14 protein-coding genes and 1 riboswitch are annotated in these 18040 nt (G+C 42.4%); of the genes, 7 read left to right on the top strand and 7 right to left on the bottom strand.

Annotation, left to right across the window (positions count from 1 at the left end):
• Nucleotides 1–911: 911 nt before the first annotated feature.
• From BVE84_RS06415 to BVE84_RS06400, 4 genes are all read right to left on the bottom strand, one after another.
• The gene (locus BVE84_RS06415) at nt 912–1724 is read right to left on the bottom strand and encodes a Cof-type HAD-IIB family hydrolase (protein ID WP_076996237.1); all 813 of its coding nucleotides are present in this window, start codon (nt 1722–1724) and stop codon (nt 912–914) included.
• Nucleotides 1705–2559: a Cof-type HAD-IIB family hydrolase gene (locus BVE84_RS06410; RefSeq protein WP_076996236.1), complete on the bottom strand. Its 855-nt coding sequence runs from the start codon at nt 2557–2559 to the stop codon at nt 1705–1707. Before BVE84_RS06410 ends, BVE84_RS06415 begins: the two co-directional genes overlap by 20 nt.
• A 23-nt stretch (nt 2560–2582) precedes the next feature.
• Nucleotides 2583–3851 carry a CapA family protein gene (locus BVE84_RS06405; protein WP_076996235.1) on the bottom strand — a complete coding sequence of 423 codons (1269 nt, stop codon included), beginning with the start codon at nt 3849–3851 and terminating at the stop codon, nt 2583–2585.
• Nucleotides 3852–3959: 108 nt separating this feature from the next.
• A complete protein-coding gene (locus tag BVE84_RS06400; protein ID WP_076996277.1) occupies nt 3960–4892 on the bottom strand; it encodes a dihydroorotate oxidase in 933 nt (310 codons plus the stop codon).
• A gap of 333 nt (nt 4893–5225) precedes the next feature.
• Between BVE84_RS06400 and gdhA the strand changes: the two genes are divergently transcribed.
• Nucleotides 5226–6572 (top strand): NADP-specific glutamate dehydrogenase, encoded by a 1347-nt coding sequence (gdhA, locus tag BVE84_RS06395; RefSeq protein ID WP_076996234.1) that lies wholly within the window; start codon nt 5226–5228, stop codon nt 6570–6572.
• A gap of 537 nt (nt 6573–7109) precedes the next feature.
• Nucleotides 7110–8312, top strand: a complete 1203-nt coding sequence (locus BVE84_RS06390; RefSeq protein ID WP_076996233.1) for an IS110 family RNA-guided transposase — start codon at nt 7110–7112, stop codon at nt 8310–8312.
• 1048 nt (nt 8313–9360) lie between these two features.
• Here the strand turns inward: BVE84_RS06390 and BVE84_RS06385 are convergent.
• The 3 genes from BVE84_RS06385 to BVE84_RS06375 form a co-directional block, all read right to left on the bottom strand.
• Nucleotides 9361–9960 (bottom strand): DUF4352 domain-containing protein, encoded by a 600-nt coding sequence (locus BVE84_RS06385; RefSeq protein ID WP_076996232.1) that lies wholly within the window; start codon nt 9958–9960, stop codon nt 9361–9363.
• Nucleotides 9961–9973: 13 nt separating this feature from the next.
• Entirely contained in the window at nt 9974–10750 is a 777-nt protein-coding gene (locus BVE84_RS06380; protein WP_083708262.1) for a mechanosensitive ion channel family protein, read from the bottom strand.
• Nucleotides 10751–11653: 903 nt separating this feature from the next.
• On the bottom strand, nt 11654–12985 hold the full coding sequence (locus BVE84_RS06375) for an alanine/glycine:cation symporter family protein (RefSeq protein WP_076996230.1): 1332 nt from the start codon (nt 12983–12985) through the stop codon (nt 11654–11656).
• A gap of 164 nt (nt 12986–13149) precedes the next feature.
• Nucleotides 13150–13246, bottom strand: a riboswitch (glycine riboswitch).
• Nucleotides 13247–14010: 764 nt separating this feature from the next.
• Between BVE84_RS06375 and BVE84_RS06370 the strand changes: the two genes are divergently transcribed.
• The 5 genes from BVE84_RS06370 (at nt 14011) to BVE84_RS06350 (ending at nt 17939) form a co-directional block, all read left to right on the top strand.
• Complete coding sequence (locus tag BVE84_RS06370; protein ID WP_076996229.1) at nt 14011–14796, top strand: L-threonylcarbamoyladenylate synthase; 786 nt, start codon at nt 14011–14013, stop codon at nt 14794–14796.
• Between the two features lie 1017 nt (nt 14797–15813).
• Entirely contained in the window at nt 15814–16371 is a 558-nt protein-coding gene (locus tag BVE84_RS06365) for a GNAT family N-acetyltransferase (RefSeq protein WP_076996228.1), read from the top strand.
• A 114-nt stretch (nt 16372–16485) separates the two neighbouring features.
• The gene (locus BVE84_RS06360) at nt 16486–16752 is read left to right on the top strand and encodes a hypothetical protein (protein ID WP_076996227.1); all 267 of its coding nucleotides are present in this window, start codon (nt 16486–16488) and stop codon (nt 16750–16752) included.
• Between the two features lie 207 nt (nt 16753–16959).
• A complete protein-coding gene (locus BVE84_RS06355) occupies nt 16960–17358 on the top strand; it encodes a hypothetical protein (RefSeq protein ID WP_076996226.1) in 399 nt (132 codons plus the stop codon).
• 182 nt (nt 17359–17540) lie between these two features.
• Nucleotides 17541–17939 (top strand): hypothetical protein, encoded by a 399-nt coding sequence (locus tag BVE84_RS06350; RefSeq protein WP_076996225.1) that lies wholly within the window; start codon nt 17541–17543, stop codon nt 17937–17939.
• Nucleotides 17940–18040 lie beyond the last annotated feature (101 nt).

Here is an 18040-nt window from a genome sequence, read left to right as displayed (position 1 = left end):
AGGCTAGGATTAGACTGCATCGTTTGAAATTTCCCACTGGATTAACATTATTAAGTTCAAAATCCTATATCCAGTTTATTAGGTAGGGACTTTTTTGATAAAAATAACATGACAAAGCTAAAAAGGGCTTTACTATGATAAAAATTTCTATCACTATTAAATGCCCTACTATTTTAATTTTCCCCTATGTAAATGCAAACTTTACCGTCGTTCATTGTCATATAGTATAACCATTAAAAAAAGCCCTTGTTTTCATAAAGTAAAATGAAGAAAACAATATTTGAAGTAAATCTCATATATGCAATTCATATCTATTTATAAACGCATCGTTTTAGCTTATTAAAAAAATACCATACCATAAGGTATTAAAAAATCTAGAGAATCCTATATCTGAGATTTGAGTTCAATATCTCAAGTCTTCTGAATGCCTGAAACATTAGTATTTCAGGCATTTTCATCGTGGCAGACAGTCTCAATTTAGAGCTTACTCCTCTCGCTAACTAACACTCAATAAAAATCAAGAGTAGACTAGGAAACGACGACGAAGAAACTGGAGTTCCTAGGAGTATTTATCTTTTTCACACAGAGTTTAGGGCGTGTTCAGTTAAGATGTGAAGCCGTCAAAAAACCGAATGAAAAATAGGAGGCTGCCGCAGTGTTCGATGAACACAAGAAAGCCTATCTTTTTTCCGAAGTTTTAGGCTGAACTCAGTTACAATTCACCGAGACTCTTGCCAACGTATCCTTTTGATTTTTAAAGAGTATTAAACTATCTAGCTAGCTTCTGGCTCAGAAACAATAAAGACACGGTAGTCCCCTATCGTGCTTTTCTCTTGCATCCAGTATATATTCCACCCATGGGTAAGAACGCCAACACCAATTAGTCGGCTCTCAAAAAAGGTCTTATCCCATCAAGATAAGACCACTTCTTCAATCACCTGCAACACACCCGACACATCATTGGATGGCGCCTGGAATCTTGCTGCCTGACAAACACTCTTAGGACTACCGGCCATCGCATAGGAGTGGTCTGCATACAGCAACATCTCCAAATCATTGTCGCTGTCACCGAAAGCCATCATCTCAGAAGGCTCTATTTGCCAGCGTTTAGCGAGAAAGTCAAGGGCAACACCTTTATTGACGGTTGGCTGTACAATATCAATAAAGTTAAAACCACTGGACACCGCACGCGCCTTCCCCTTTCCCCTTTCATTTAGCTCTGCCACTAGGGCCTGTATATCCATCTCTGGCACATCCAAGGTCAAAATGGTAAAGGCATCATCTGGTAGCCTCCTCAAATCGTCAATTTCCTGCCACTCATAGTTGTGCTTGGTGATCAACTGTTTGAAATCTTCTGGCGCACTTTGGGCAAAATAGAGGGCTTTTAAGCCACTAATGGAGCAACGGTGTAAAAGATTTTTTCGCGCCAATAAGCCGATCAAATCCTCCACCGTTTCTGACTCAAAATGGTACTCCGCAATCCGTTGGCCATTTTCTACAATGACAGACCCTACTTCTGACACAATAGTCATCTGGTCATGAATATCTGGGAAAAACGAGCGAATCTGCTGGTACTGGTTGCCCGAAATCGCTACGACCCGAATGCCTCGCTCCTGCAACTGACGCCAAACATGTGCAAAGCGCTCGCGATCATAGTCATTTTGCGAATCTAAAAAAGTTCCATCCATATCAAAAGCGATTAGTTTAATCCTTGGTTGTTGCATCTGCTTCTCCTTCTAGATACTCTTCTATCACTGTAAGAACTCCTTGGTCCACATGCGATGGAGCAATATGTTTGGCTACTGCCTTTACCCGAGCGGTCGCATTGTCCATGGCATAGGAATGCCCTGCATATGATAATAATTCCAGGTCATTATCACTATCACCAAAAGCAAGAACGTCACCGGCTTTAATTCCTAACGGTTCCAAAATCTGCTCCAACCCCCAGGCCTTATGTATCCCTTTCGGTAAAATACTCACCGAACCATAGCCACTGGTCACGGCAAGCACCTCTCCACCAAAGATCTGATTACAGTCTGCCACAAGCCTATCGACCAACTCTTCTTTCACCCAAAAACCCGCATGGATAATCGTCTTGTCCTCAAGCACATCCCGCAAGTCCTTGAGGCGTACAATCTTATCCCAAAAGGCCTGTAATTGTACTTCTGTGATGGCTAAACCTGTCTCAGAAAAAGGCTGCGGAGAACGCTCATCAATGTAGATGGTCGTATCGCTTGAAACCATCAAACAATAGTCCTCTACCTGGTCCTTATAATGGTCAACTAATTTTTCGATGACACTAGACTCCAAGACCTTGCGAAACAGCATCTCTCCCCTGTAATAGAAAAGCCCACCATTTTCTGCCAAAAATAAGATGCGATGCTCAAAACCTGCGAATAAGTCCAACAACCGCTCTAACTGATTGCCACTCGCTACGATAAAAGGAATGTTCCTTGCTTCTAGCTGTACTAGAACCTGCTCAAACCGCTTGCGATTAAATCTGCCAGTATCATCTAAAAAGGTTCCATCCATATCTGTTACGACTGCTTTTATCATCATTTTTCACCCTTTGTATCCTTAGACTACCAATTCAAGCCCATAAAATCCTTCATCTCTTGATAGGCAGTATCTATCCGATTCTTGGTCTCCTCGTCTAGTTGACCACGATGGGGTCCACCCTCGATAAAGTCCTCTAACACAAAGGTCTGATAGGTAAACAGCTCTGTCCCTTCTTTTGCAACACGGTTGACCCAAGTCGGATGCGCTTTAGCAGTCTGAATCCGCGTCTTACCATCTTTCTTTTCAATCGTCACATCCATCAGAACCCCACGCTCAGTCCATTGGGCATTGGAGACTCCTTCCATGGTCTCGATACGCTGATTGGATAGGAAATTTCCCATTGAATAGACAATGAGCTTGCGTTCCCCATCTTTTTCAATGATTTCCGTCGGTTCTGCCACATGAGGATGCCCTCCGAAAATGAGGTCTGCTCCCCACTCCACCATTTGGCGGTAGAGGGTCCTCTGCTCCTCGGTCGGCTCTAGCTGGTACTCAACCCCCATCCGGGGCATGACAACCGTAATATCTGCCTCTACTTCTGCCCGCGCGATTTCTGATTTCATCCGTTCCAGATTTAAGTCAGACAGGTAGTTATCATATTCTTCCTGGGAAAGATTTCCCTCCATTCCATTAAAGCCATAGGTATAGGCAAGAACCGCTATCCTAATCCCGTTGACTTCTTTGATATAAAGAGGTGCTGTCCCACGATTGCCATCACGATACACCCCTACTGTATCGATCCCCACCTGTCTAAAGGTATCAACCGTTGAGATCAATCCTGCCAGCTGCGAATCCAGAATATGGTTATGGGCTAAATCCACCACATCATAGCCGGCCTGCTGAATAGCATTCGCAACCGATGCTGGTGCATTAAACAGAGGATACCCCGCCAAGGGATAGTCCGCTGAAATCGTTCCCTCAAAGTCGGCTATCGCTAAGTCTGCCTGCTCAATCCAGGGTTTGACATAGGTGAAATTCTCTGTAAAATCGTAGCTGCCATCCGGTTGTTGCGCGCTCCAGTAGATGACATCATGATAGAGCAAATCTCCGTGAGCCATCACTCGTGCCGTCTGAACGGTTTGCTCCTGTGCTATGGATTTTTCCACTACTGCTTGGCTGCTACTAGAAGACCCTGCCATCTTATCAGATGAAAGGCGAGTCCAGAGAATGCTTCCTCCATAGACAGCCCCTGCTATTCCAGCTATCACTGCTAGCCATAAAAAAGCACTAGCCATCCACTTCTTGCGTTGATGACGCCTGCGTTTCCCGATACGATCCTGTCGTCTCTTCATTCCACAATCCTCCTTCTTTCTTCCAGTATACGCTATTCTTCCCAAAAAAGCTAGGCTAGTTTTATGAAAAGCAGGTGAAAATCCATTGATTTTCACCTGCTCTTTCTATTAGAGATACTGCAATTTCCCACGGAAATCATCCAGACTGTCATAGCCTTTTTCTGCCATAATCGCTTGTAGCTCTTTGGTGAGACGTTCAAAGGCGCCCACCCCTTCTTTATGGAGAGTGGTTCCCACCTGGACCATGCTGGCTCCGCAAAGAATATGCTCAAACACATCACGCCCTGTCAAGACACCTCCTGTTCCGATAATTTGAATCTCTGGCTTCAAACGCTGGTAGAAGGCATGAACATTTGCCAGAGCTGTCGGCTTGATATAGGCTCCACCAATTCCACCAAAGCCATTTTTAGGACGGATGACCACTGATTCATCCTCAATATAGAGGCCATTTCCAATCGAATTGACACAGTTGACAAAGGCAAGCGGAAATTGATTGAAAATCGCTGCTGCCTGATCAAAATGCACCATGTCAAAATACGGTGGTAACTTGATTCCCAAAGACTTAGTAAAGTAGCTAAACACCTCTTTTAAAATCATTTCTGTCGTCTCAAAATCATAGGCGATTTGAGGTTTCCCTGGAACATTTGGACAGGACAGGTTCAACTCAGTGAAGCCTTTGAAATCACTCGCTTCAACCTTTTTCAAAATGGTATGCGTTTCTTTCTGAGACAGACCGACAAGTGATAAAAAGAAGGTTTGGCTAGGTTCTTTCTGCTGCAACTCCAAGAGATAGTCCAGATAGTAGTCGAGACCTTGATTTGGCAAGCCCATCGAATTGATAGAACCAAGCGCTACATTCTGATAGCGTGGCTCTGGGTTGCCAGCGCGGGCTTCTAAGGTCGCCGTCTTGGTCACAAAGGTTCCTGCGTATGAGGTTTTTACCTCCTCTAGCTCTGCAATGGTCATGCAGGCAACACCCGCCGCATTCATCAAGCAGTTTTCAAAACGAACACCTGCAATCTGTGTCATAGTTGATGGCATAGGCATACGATCCTCCAAAATCTTTCTTTCGTCCATTGTATCATAAAAAGTCCTAAAACAGTAGTTCATACTCGTCAAACACCAACATCTGCCCCTGTTGACTCAGCTCAACGAAATTCTCACAAAAATTTGTAAAAATCATTTATTTTTCACTTTACATTTCCAGCACTTGGTGCTATAATAGCAAGCGTAAATATTAAATTGTCTGAAAATTTAATATTCAATCTATGCTCGTAAAAGGCAACCTCTGACCAGCTGCCCTGTTGAAATAGGAACAGCCAAAGGGGCGAAGCCTATGAGCAACACTCCCATTAGAAAAGGTGATACAATTTTATGACAACTGCAAAAGAATATATCCAACAATCATTTGAAGCTGTGAAAGCACGCAATCCACATGAAACAGAGTTTTTACAGGCTGTTGAAGAACTATTCAACACACTTGAACCTGTTATTGACGCACATCCAGAATACATTAGCGAAAATATCTTGGCCCGTATCGTTGAGCCTGAGCGCATCATTAGCTTCCGTGTCCCTTGGACAGATAAAGAAGGAAAGGTTCAGGTCAACCGTGGTTACCGCGTCCAGTTTAACTCAGCCGTCGGTCCTTATAAAGGTGGACTTCGTTTCCATCCGACTGTCAACCAGTCCATCTTAAAATTCCTTGGTTTTGAGCAAATCTTCAAAAACGTCTTGACTGGCCTACCGATCGGTGGCGGTAAGGGAGGTTCTGACTTCGATCCTAAGGGCAAGACGGATGCTGAAATCATGCGCTTCTGCCAAAGTTTCATGACAGAGCTTCAAAAACACATCGGACCATCTCTTGATGTCCCAGCTGGTGACATCGGTGTAGGAGGACGGGAAATTGGCTACATGTACGGTCAATACAAACGTCTCCGTCAATTTGATGCTGGAGTCTTGACTGGTAAACCTCTTGGATTCGGAGGGAGCTTGATTCGTCCAGAAGCGACCGGTTACGGTCTTGTCTACTTCACTGACAACATGCTTCAAGCAAATGGCAAATCCTTTAAGGACCAAACCGTCCTCGTATCTGGATCTGGAAATGTCGCACAGTTTGCTGTCCAAAAGGCAACGGAACTCGGTGCCAGAGTCATTTCCGTATCTGATTCAAACGGTTATATCATCGATGAAACAGGAATTGACTTTGATCTCCTTTGCGACATCAAAAACAACCGCCGCGCTCGTCTGACAGAATATGCGGCCGAAAAAGCAACGGCTACTTACTACGAAGGTTCTGTCTGGTCCTATGATGGAAAAGCCGATATCGCCCTTCCATGCGCTACTCAAAACGAGATTGACGGCGAGGCGGCTCGACGCCTAGTGAAAAACGGTGTCTACTGTGTTGCTGAAGGGGCAAATATGCCATCTAATTTGGAGGCTATTCATACTTACCAAGAAAATGATGTCCTTTACGGACTAGCCAAGGCAGCCAATGCTGGAGGTGTTGCTGTATCTGCACTTGAGATGAGCCAAAACAGCCTTCGCCTCTCCTGGACTGCTGAAGAAGTAGATAGCCGCTTGAAAGATATTATGGCCAATATCTTTAATACTGCCAAAGAAACAGCAGAGAAATATCATCTTGGCAAGGACTATCTTGCTGGTGCCAACATCGCTGCTTTTGAGCAAATCGCAGATACCATGATTGCACAAGGCTTAGTGTAATATATAGTATACCCAGTATAGTCTTTTAGTTCACTTTTAGTACTTGCTCCACTAGTCTGGGAGAGTGAAACAGTTCGGTGAACTGTTTCAGCCTGAGCCTAGAAATTTGAGAGCGAAGTGGGCAAGGTTGGAAATAGGGAAACGGAGTTTCTAACGACCACTTTTTTGATAAAAGGTGGTAGGCTGAAAACCTCCACTGGAGCTTTTCACTCATCGAAGTAATAAAAGAGACGCAGCTGTTTCAGATTTAGTCAATTACAGCTGTGGCTACTTTTAGGTATAAACTAAACATACTAAGATTAGTAGTGAGGAAATCTCCGACGGGAGAGAGTACTCACTACTTTTTTCATTCTCGAGATGATAAAGTAGAAGTGTCTTGTTAAGTCGTAGAGTCCTTTGACGCTAGACGTCGTAAACTAAACTGGCAAGACACCTGTTTTAGGAAGAATGTTATCAAAGTATGTGGGACGCCAGACGTCGAGTATTGAAAATGACATCACTAAAACAAGGAATCATTCAAGACAAAGAGGTACTATCATGCGTGCAGTTTTCGGGATTGATGTGAGTAAGGTAAGTTCAGAAGTGGCCATTCTAGTCAACGGTGAGAAGGTTCATAGCTACACGATGTCCAATGATGCCATTGGCTTTTCTCGGCTACTTGGCGATTTGAGAACCGTCCATAAGCCAGAAATCATCTTTGAAGCAACAGGCGTCTACTCCCGCCGTCTTCAAGCTTTTCTGGATGAACACGGCTACGCTTATACGCGACTCAATCCCTTAGAAGCCAAGAAGCAACTGGATAGCTTGCGTGTGCGGAAAACAGATCAAATTGACGCTGAAAAACTGGCTCAATCTCAGTTTGTACTGAATCGTAAACCGACATATGTCCAAGAAGAAGTCTATCAAGATCTGCGAGATTTCAGCCGATTCTATCAGAACTTAACTGAGGACATCGTTCGAGCTAAAAACCGCCTACACAAGGTCTTGCAGGTCACTTTCCCAGAATTGGAGACTCTTTTATCAACGCCAACTGGTGAACAATACTGGAACTTGGTCATAGCCTTTCCTTGCAAGGACTTCGTGCTTCATTTAAGCAAGGATGAACTCTCAGAGAGCATCCGTCTGTCCACCTCAAAACGGATTTCTGACAAACGTGTGGCATACTTAGCCGAGAAGCTTACAGCACTAGCTAATCACTCTTATTGTGCCGTCAAGAAAACCTCTCCAATACTGGAAGAGGTCCGTTACTATGCAAACGAATTGCTTAGACTTTTTGAACAGAGACAAGCAGTCTTAGACGAAATGGTGGAACTAGCTCAACCCTTACCAGAATATGACATTCTACTTTCTATTCCTGGTATCGCTGAGACTACTGCAACAAGTATTATTGGCGAACTTGGAGATATTCGCCGTTTTCAGTCTGCCAATCAAATCAACGCCTTTATCGGCATTGACCTGAGACACTATGAATCTGGGAATTTTCTAGCGAAGGAACACATTACCAAACGTGGGAATCCCTATGCTAGAAAGATTCTGTTTAAGTGTATTCACAATATCGCTTCAGCCAGTCACACCAATCCTTGCCATATCGCAGACTTTTATGAGAAACGAAAAAGACAATCGCAAACGACTTCAACTAAGCCACACACGATTGCCTCCATACATCGTCTCATCCGGACAATGTATTACCTCATAACGCATAACAAACTTTACGATTATATTTCAACCCAAAATCAGTAAAATTGTTTATGCCATATTATTGTAACACCTTATCAAAAAAATTACAAAATAAGGTGTTCGTTTTGTATACACTTTTTATACTAAACTTTAATCCAAAATAAAATAATTTCCTTATTTTGACTACTGAACTCAAAATATTTTTTGTCAAATACCTTGAAAGGCTTGACAAATGGTAGAAAATGACTATAAAACATCTGACCAGTTCCTGTAGATACAGTGGATTGGTCTTTTTTAGTCATTCTGCGCCAGTCTCTTCAAACCCCAGTAACATCCCCTCACCCTACTTTATACTCTTCAACCATCCACATGACATCATCTTTTTGTCTATATCCGTATTTCCAATTCTCCATTGTAATACTCTTTAAAACTCAAAAGGATACTTAATCAAAGTTCCTATTTTGCTGTAGCCGTTGTGAACGATGTTCACTTATAGATATAGAAGAAACTATCCAGTGGAGAGTTTCTTCTATATTAAGGTACATTTTGAGCTTTTCTCAGGTTTTGTATCTTGTAATTGAGTTCGGACTAAGGTCTGTGTGAAAAAGATAATTCTTTCTAGAGTCTCTAGACTCTGCGTCAGAATTCCTATTTTCACTTAGACCTTTTAACGTCCTCACATCTTGTGTAATTGAGTTCAGCCTAAAACCTCGGAAAAAAGATAGGCTTTCTTGTGTTCATCGAACACTGCGGCAGCCTCCTATTTTTCAGTCGCTTTTTACACGTCCTTTGTATCTTTTTCTTATTTCAACTACCTTCGCCTTCGATTATAATGAAATTAGCATTGGGAGTGTCAATCCTTCAAAAGACAGGCATAGCAGCAAGACAGCTATCGTCTACGATAGCTCCGACAAAAATAGGGAATCAGAGAAGATACCCCTGATTCCCAACTTGTTTGCTCACTCGTTGAGTATACACTTGCTGAGCGAAAAGCTCCTGTGGAGCTTTTCACTCGTCTAAATACTAAAAGTAAACTAAAAGACTATAATATGTAACGAACGGTTCTCTATGAATGGCAGAAAGGAAGGGAAGAAAACCATGATGTCATTGCTTACAATTTTTCTCCCCGCTGAAAATCCCACACATTTCCCTCATACATCAAGCGATAGGTGGAGGCGCCATCCACTCCGTAAATTAGGGTATATTCGACTGTTTCTCCCGGATTGATTTTCTTTTTAAAAGCGCCATCATAGGTTCGATTGTCCAAAATATAGACCGATTCAATTTCATCGCTATCTTGCGTTCCAAATAAGAGACTGTCTTGCTCATCAAAATACAAACGCTCTTCCGTTGGATTTTTCACCTCAACTGTTATAACCATCGCTTGATGATAATCCGAATCGTCCAGTTCTATCTTGGAGTCTAACTCCATGGATTGGACAGTCAACCGTAATCCACTTGACAATTCGACCTCTTGACCGATTTCTTTTTCCATAAATGGATCTGACACTAGGCCATCGTAGCTCTCCTGCACATAACTAGAAGCATAAGACGAACCCGCCAATCCTAGGACTGTTAAGAAGAGTAACAGCCCCAAGATAAAAGCCACCGTAAAGCCTGCAAGGCTTGTCCAAAATAAGGGCTGTTTGTAGAATGGTTTTTTCCGATAATAGATGTGACCATCTTCAATAATGAATTCTTTTGGAAACATGATTTCTCCTTTGCTACTGGTTTGTTAGGTCAATGCCGGCTGAGAGCAAGGCCTCTTGATAAAGGGTGTAAAACCGCTGGTAGATACTACTTTGCTGACCATTGACTACAAAGAATTGCACCCGATAGACAAATTGTCCATTTTCAAGCGTCTGTGGACCAATTATTTTTACCCCCTTAATGGCAGACCAACTACTCGCTTCTTTCTGGTTGATGGCCTCTATCACTTCTTCAACCTTGGCCAAATCAGCTGTTAGGCTCAGTGGCAGATCAATCTGCACCCGTATGTCTCCCCGCGATTGATTGCTGACAACAAGAATGTTCCGATTCGGAATAAAATGAAGGGTTCCATCTGCATCACGCACCTGGGTTGTCCGAATCCCTACGCTAACAATAGTACCTTTTATCTTAATGACCCCATTGGTCAAGCCAACGACCTCTCCTACATCAAACTGGCGTTCTAGAAGGATGAAAAAACCATTGACCAAATCAGATAAGAAACCCTGCGCCCCCATCCCGATAGCAACCCCAGCAATTCCAGCTCCTGCCAAAAGGCTAGAGACCGGAAGCCCCAGAATGGTCAAGACCGAATACAGCAAAAGAAAATACAAGACGTAGTTCAAGCCACTTTCCAAAAGGCGAACCAGCGTCTTTTGTCTCCCAATATCCTGGGTCGATCCCCGAAGGGGAGAAAGAAACATTTTTCTGATGGAAAGGGGAACCATTTTTTTGAGAATATAGAAAACAATAGCTAACAAAACAAGCGATAACAACTTGCTCACTAAGGCCATGAGTATCGCCTCTACATCAAATTGAGCTAGATAGTTAGTAAAAAAATGCACAGGACCCTCCTTCTCCTGTTATTATACCATAATTAGCGCTTTGATGGCATCGACTTGTTTGTTTCTATTCCCACATTTAGACAAGAAATCTACAAACTGGACTAGGGGTAAGACACTCGCTCTGACTTGGCTAATACTCTTTAAAAATCCAAAGGATACTTGGTCAAGAGTCTCGGGGAATTGAACTCAGACTACGAGCTGTGCAAAAAAGATAGGCAGCTGTTTTGGCTTTAGCCAATTACAGATGAGATTGAAACACGAAAGTGACCACAGAAGTTTGAGCCAAGAAGCAGAAAAGCTAGGGAATAGGCTGAAAACCTCCACTGGAGCTTTTCACTCGTCGTATTTCCTATTTTGTCTAGGAGTTGTTTTACGCTCTCGTATCTTGACGAATTGAACACGGGCTAAAAATGTGAGAAAAAAGATAGCAATAGTCAGGGGAGTAAAATAATCCAGTGGATTATTTTAGCCCGAACCTAGAAATTAAAAAGTGAGGGAATTTGTTACTGAGCCTAAAAATTAGACAGCGAGGTTAGCGGTTGTTGGAGTCATCTGCCCCAATTCCCTATTTTTCTTTACATTTTCTTAACGTCCTCACATCTTAATTCAACTACCTTCGGCTTCGATTATAAGGAAATTAGCGGTGCTAATCTCCTATCCCACCTTTCACAATTCTCAATTATGAAAGCTAGTCTACTGTTGATTTTTATTGAGTATAAGGCTTCAGCGTCAAAACACCACTACATGCGGATAGTCCTCACAATGATGCCCGGATACTCTTGTCTAATCATTGACCGGTCTCCCTTCTTTCCTAGCTGCTCATCCTTTGCAAAGATATAACGGGCGACTCCCCTACTGTTTTTCAAAGTATCGTTTGGTTTCACGGATAATAACCGGTGATAAAGCTAATAAGGCAATGAGATTCGGTAGAGCCATCAATCCATTGACGACATCTGCAATCACCCAGATGACATCCAACTGAAGAAAGCCACCGAGAGCGACCATGGCAATGAAAATCAAGCGATACACGAAAATGAACCGTGTTCCAAAAAGAAACTCAAAGCAACGTTCCCCGTAATAACTCCAGCCTAGAATGGTTGTAAAAGCAAAAAGAACGAGACTAAAGGTCAAGGCAAGCGCCCCAGGACTTCCCAACAAGGTGGCAAAGGCTGCCTGAGTCAGAGGCGCTCCCTGCAAACCTTCTACTGTCCACTGACCTGTTACTAAGATCGACAGCCCGGTCAAACTACAGATGATAATCGTATCAATGAAGGTTCCAATCATGAAAATCAGTCCCTGTTCAACAGGCTGGTCGGATTTGGCTGCTGCTGCGGCAATCGGAGCTGAACCAAGACCAGATTCATTTGAAAAGACCCCACGCGCGATTCCATTTTGAATCGCCGCGCGAACGTTCGCTCCTGCAAATCCCCCCAAAGCTGCACTTGGGGTAAAGGCGTTTTTCACCACAAGGGCAAGAGTCGGCAGCAGTTGATGGGCATTGACAATCAACAGGGCCAGTGTCGCTACAATATATAAGGTCGCCATAAACGGTACAACCTTGGTCGAAACCTTTGAGATTGATTCAATTCCACCAAAGATAATGACGGCGACCACCACTGCTAGGATAACACTCACCAACTGCGGTGAGAAGGCAAAGCTATTTTCCAAAGAAGAGGTAATCGAGTTTACTTGCGCAAAGGTTCCAATCCCTAGAAAAGCTACCAAGACCCCTGAAAGGGCAAAGAAGATGGCCAAAGGCTTCCACTTTTCCCCCATACCAATCGTGATATAGTGCATGGGACCTCCAGCTACTTGACCATTGGCATCCTTAGTGCGGTATTTAATCGCCAAAAACCCTTCGGCATACTTGGTTGCCATCCCAAAAAAGGCCGCAACCCACATCCAAAAAAGAGCTCCTGGTCCACCGGTCTTAATAGCAGTAGCAACCCCGACAATATTTCCCGTACCGACCGTTGCTGCTAGAGCTGTACAAAGGGCCGCAAAGCTAGAGACATCGCCTTGACCACTGGCATCATCTACTAAAATCAAACGAGCTGCCCGCGGTAGCTTTCTGACTTGAAAAAGTCCCAGACGGGCTGTGAAATAAATGCCTGTCCCAACTAAAAGCATGAGTAACGGCGGTCCCCAGACCAAACGATTGATTCCCTGCAAGATTTCTAACATTCCTAATCTCCTCCACGTATGTATAGTGTATGCTCCATCAAAACGAAAGAGCTTGACGGTGACCGCCAAACTCTGTGTTTACCATAAATGAGAATAGGAATGCTGAGTAATAGTAGCGCAACTGCCATTTTACCCATCAACTTTAGGGAAAATACCTTTCCAATTTCCTATGCTCTGTCCTTTTGCCTGAGAGTTTGAGTGAATTGCTTGCATTTCACCTTGCCCCTTCGGCGCCATTACGGTCTCTCCAGAGTTCCGTCTTTCCCACAGTTGGACTTCCGTCCTCCTATGAAATGTCAACCGGTATTCGTTTTGCATCGTCATCAGTCAAAAACTGATATGACTTACTTATTAGTATAGCGAAAAAATGAAAAAAGGCAAGAACATTTTTTGAAAAATTTCATAAATGAACACCGTCCACAGGCTTCCTTCATACTTGATGGAGCAAAAGGTCGGCAAACCACACTCTGTGTAAGCAGTCAGGTTGCTGTCCTGCTTTATACTCTTTGAAAATCAAAAGGATACTCGGTCAAGAGTCTCGGGGAATTGAACTCGAGCTACAACTCGCTGACAATAAAACTAATCCAGTGGATCAGTTTTACCCGAGCCAAGAAATCGGAAAGCGAGAATAAATACTCCTAGAAGCAGAGACTTCTTCGTCGTATTTCCTATTTTGTCTAGGAGTTGTTTTACGCTCTCGTATCTTGACGAATTGAACACGGGCTAAAACCTCGGAAAAAAGATAGGCAGCTGTTTCGGCTTTAGCCGATTACAGATGAGTTACAACAGTTCGATGAACTGTTGTAACTGGTCACCTAGAAACACGAAAGTGACCACAGAAGTTTGAGCCAAGAAGCGGGAAAGCTAGGAAATAGGCTGAAAACCCCCACTGGAGCTTTTCACTCGTCATGTTTCCTATTTTTCATTCGCTTTCTTACTTGTTGGTCGTGAAAGACAGGCTTGATTTTCATGAAATTTCTGATATAATTGAATTATCTGAAAATTTAGACAAGGAGATGAACTGTATGACAAAACAGATCCATTGGGACGGAGAACTATCACAAGAGGGGCTAAATATTATCAAACAAGAGGGCGGAGTCATTGTCTGTCCTACTAAGGTTGGATACATCATCATGACCGCCGATAAAGCTGGCTTGGAGCGAAAGTTTGATGCCAAGGAACGCAAACGTACGAAACCCGGGGTCGTCCTTTGTGGTAGTCTGGAAGAACTCCGTGAATTGGCTCAAATGACTCCTGAAATTGATGCTTTCTACCAACAACATTGGGACGAAGATATCTTACTTGGTTGCATCCTCCCTTGGCGTAAGGAAGCCTACGCCAAGCTCAAGGCCTACGGAGATGGGCGCGAGGAACTGATGACCGACAGTCGTGGCACCTCTTGCTTTGTCATCAAGTTTGGTACTGCAGGTGAGCAAATTGCCAAAGAAATGTGGGAAAAAGAAGGTCGTATGGTCTACGCTTCTTCTGCCAATCCTTCTGGAAAAGGAAACCGAGGACAGGTTGCAGGAATCGGTGAACGCATCGCGTCAAAAGTAGATCTTATCATCGAAGCAGATGATTATGTCGCATCTATCCAACCTGATAAGACACTTGAAACCCGCTACGAGCAAGGAGTCATGGTTTCTATGGTTGACGCTGAGGGCAAACTGATTCCAGAGCAAGGCAAGGACAGTCGTTCCATCTCCCCTTGTCCAGTCGTGATTCGTAAAGGCCTTGACATTGATAAAATCATGATGCACCTTTCAGAACACTTCAACTCCTGGGACTACCGCCAAGGGGAATACTACTAGCCTTTTCTATTAGAATGAATCCCCAACTCTAGCGCTGAGTTGGGGATTGACATGCCCCTACACAACGAAAAGTAAAAATAGCCGAGCTTCCATAAGCCCCAGATGCTTTTACACACAGCGGTCAAGAGCTATAATATTGCTGTTTTATTAAAATTAAGTTGTGGCCTAGACGGCGAAATAGGTTGTCTCATCGAATAGAAAAAGACTTGTACTCAATAAGAATGTATCACGTCTCTTGGTTCAATACACCACCCAAAGATGAATAGGGAAACAAGGGATTCCATTTGAGGGTAGGACTCTTGTTCATCTAGTATTGAAAATACCCCATTATAGTAAAATCCCCCCAACATACATGATTTTATAGAGCCTATCTTGGCTGATTTTTGGAAAATGACGAGGTACAAACAAGTAGCCTATCCTATGGTGTTAATCGGTGTCAATGTTATCCACATTAGGGGCTTTTATCCATTTTCACGAACCTTCCATTTTTAGAAACCTTGATACAAAGGGAGTTGGAAATATTGAGTATTCAATAAACATTCTCATCAAGTCAGGTTGACAATGGATAATGGTGATGTTCAAAAGGGATAATATAGCTTTTAGTACTAGGCAACGAGCTGCAGGCTGCTTCAACAGTCATTCGGCTGTTGAAGGTCGGAAATCATACTGACGATAGTCAGTAACAATCGTAGAGTACGGCAAAGCGAGTTCCAATCATCTGGGAGAGTGAAACAGTTCGGTGAACTGTTTCAGCCTGAGCCTAGAAATTGGAGAGCGAAGTGGGCAAGGTTGGAAATAGGGAAACGGAGTTTCTAACGACCACTTTTTTAATAAAAGGTGGTAGGCTGAAAACTTCCACTGGAGCTTTTCACTCGTCGAAGTAAGAAAAGAGACGCAGCTGTTTCAGATTTAGTCAATGACAGCTGTAGCTACCTTTAGGTATAAACTAAACGACTATACTATATTTCAGCTATCAACTATGATACAATAGGGTTAGAAAATAATACGGAGGACATTATGTCTAACACACTCCACTTAAATGCTTTTACAGAAGATGACCTCAAGCAGATTTGGAAAATCGGCTATACGCAAGAATGTCCTGAATGGAAGAACTATTCTGCCCCCTATTTTGACGATTACCAATCCTTTGACAACTTTGATACCTTTAAAGGTTTTGCTGATTATCGTTTCCTCCAATCACCGCAAGTACAAGGTATTTTTCTCGAAGAAAAACCTATTGGCATGGTGTCCTACTATTGGGAAAACGAAGCTACCAGATGGTTAGAAATTGGTATCATCATCTTTGATCCTGCTTACTGGAGCGGTGGTCATGGTACCGAGGCACTAAGTCTTTGGATTACGAAGATTTTTGGAGCATTCCCTGAGCTGGAGCATATCGGCCTCACTACTTGGAGTGGCAACCACGGCATGATGAGGGTCGCCGAAAAACTTGGTATGACCAAGGAAGCTCAAATCCGCAAAGTCCGCTACTGGCAGGGTGTCTACTATGATTCGGTTAAATATGGAATCCTCAAAGAAGAATGGACATCCCTAGCTGAAAGCACTAATACTTAACAAAATAGAAACCACTCCCTCATGTGGACGACACTCTTAGAAAAGCCGAGCTTCTGCTATTTCTAAGAGTTTTTTTATTAGGAGTATTGCCTTTTTTATTAGTAACCAGAAATCATGCTATCATTGAGACAGAGCGAGGAAATCGCAATTACTCATTCGGGTTTTGAAGAATCTAAACCAAGTGGCTGGTATACACAAATACTTGTTATTTTTGATGATGGGACAAATATAGAATATGGTATTGGGCATAATATTAGTTATAAAGCAAATGGGTCAGCGATAGCTTCTCAAGCTGTATCCAATCAATTAAGAACATATTTAGGAAAGACTGAAAGGAAGGTTATAGTTACCTATTCAGATGGTACGGAGAGGATTGAGTAATGGTATTTCAGTATACAGATAAACAGCTAAATATTGTAAACCGAGGACAGAATGTTTATCGTGTCCATCAAAATTTTGTTAATCGAATCCATTTTGCTTATCTTTTTATAGAGTTTACTTAAAAAATAGTGTACAATAATAGTTGTAGATACATCTGTGGCAAGTATATAGACAAGAGACAGCAACTCAATGTATGGAGGCTAGAGCATGAAAAAGAAAGCAGTCATTTTACTAATCATTTTAGGTGGATTACTTATGGTGTTCAGTATCAACCATCTGAGACAAAGAACCGCAGAAGAAGAACGGAACCGAAAATATGAAATTAGCCTAGCCAAGGCTCTGAAGAATAGTTATCGGGAACTTGAGGAGATACAAATTAGTAGTCCGCATTATGCAAAGCCACCAGGAAATTGGAGTTGTACAGTCCAATTATCTTTTTTGGATAGAAGTGTTATAAAATATAGAATGGGACACAGTTTGTACTTAAATAGAAACCAATCAGCAGTTGTGAACATGGTAGAATCAGAAATATTGTCTTCACATTACGGAAGTACAGAGAGTAATGTAAGGGTCATTTATTCTGATGGTAAGGAGAGCATTGAATAATGACATTTAACTATACTGATAAACAAATGTTTACAGCGTCCATCAAAATTTTGTTAATCAAATCAATTTTGCTTATCTTTTTATAGTATTTACTTAGAAAACATTGTATAATAATAATTGCATATAAATTTGGAGCAGGTATACAGTCGAGGGATAATGGTTCAACTTAGGGAAGCTAGAGTATGAAAAAGAAAGCAGTCATTTTACTAATTATTTTAGGAGGATTACTTACGGTGTTCAGCATCAATAATCAAAGACAAAAAACTGCTGAAGATGAACGGAATCGACAATATGAAGTTAGCCTAGTCAAGGCTTTGAAGAATAGTTATCGGGATATTGAGAAGATAGAAATTAGTAGTCCAGATTACTCAGTTCCTCCAGGCGATTGGAGTTGTGCTGTCACATTAACCTTTTCTGATGGACTGGTTATACAAGACCGAATAAATCATAGTTTATCCGACAAGATAAATCGATCAGCTGATATAAGTACAGATGAGTCAGACATTGCTTCATCCTATTATGGTGTTACAGAACATGTAGTAACCGTCATCTATTCAACTGGTGAGGAGGAAGCACAATAATGACATTTAACTATACTGATGGACAGCTAAGTATTTTAAACCGAGGACAGAGTGTTTCTAGTGTCCATCAAAATTTTGTTAATCGAATCAATTTTGCTTAT

Origin of the sequence: Streptococcus azizii (assembly GCF_001984715.1) — a bacterium.
In the GTDB taxonomy this organism is placed as follows: domain Bacteria; phylum Bacillota; class Bacilli; order Lactobacillales; family Streptococcaceae; genus Streptococcus; species Streptococcus azizii.
This window is presented reverse-complemented; position numbering and strand designations above follow the sequence as displayed.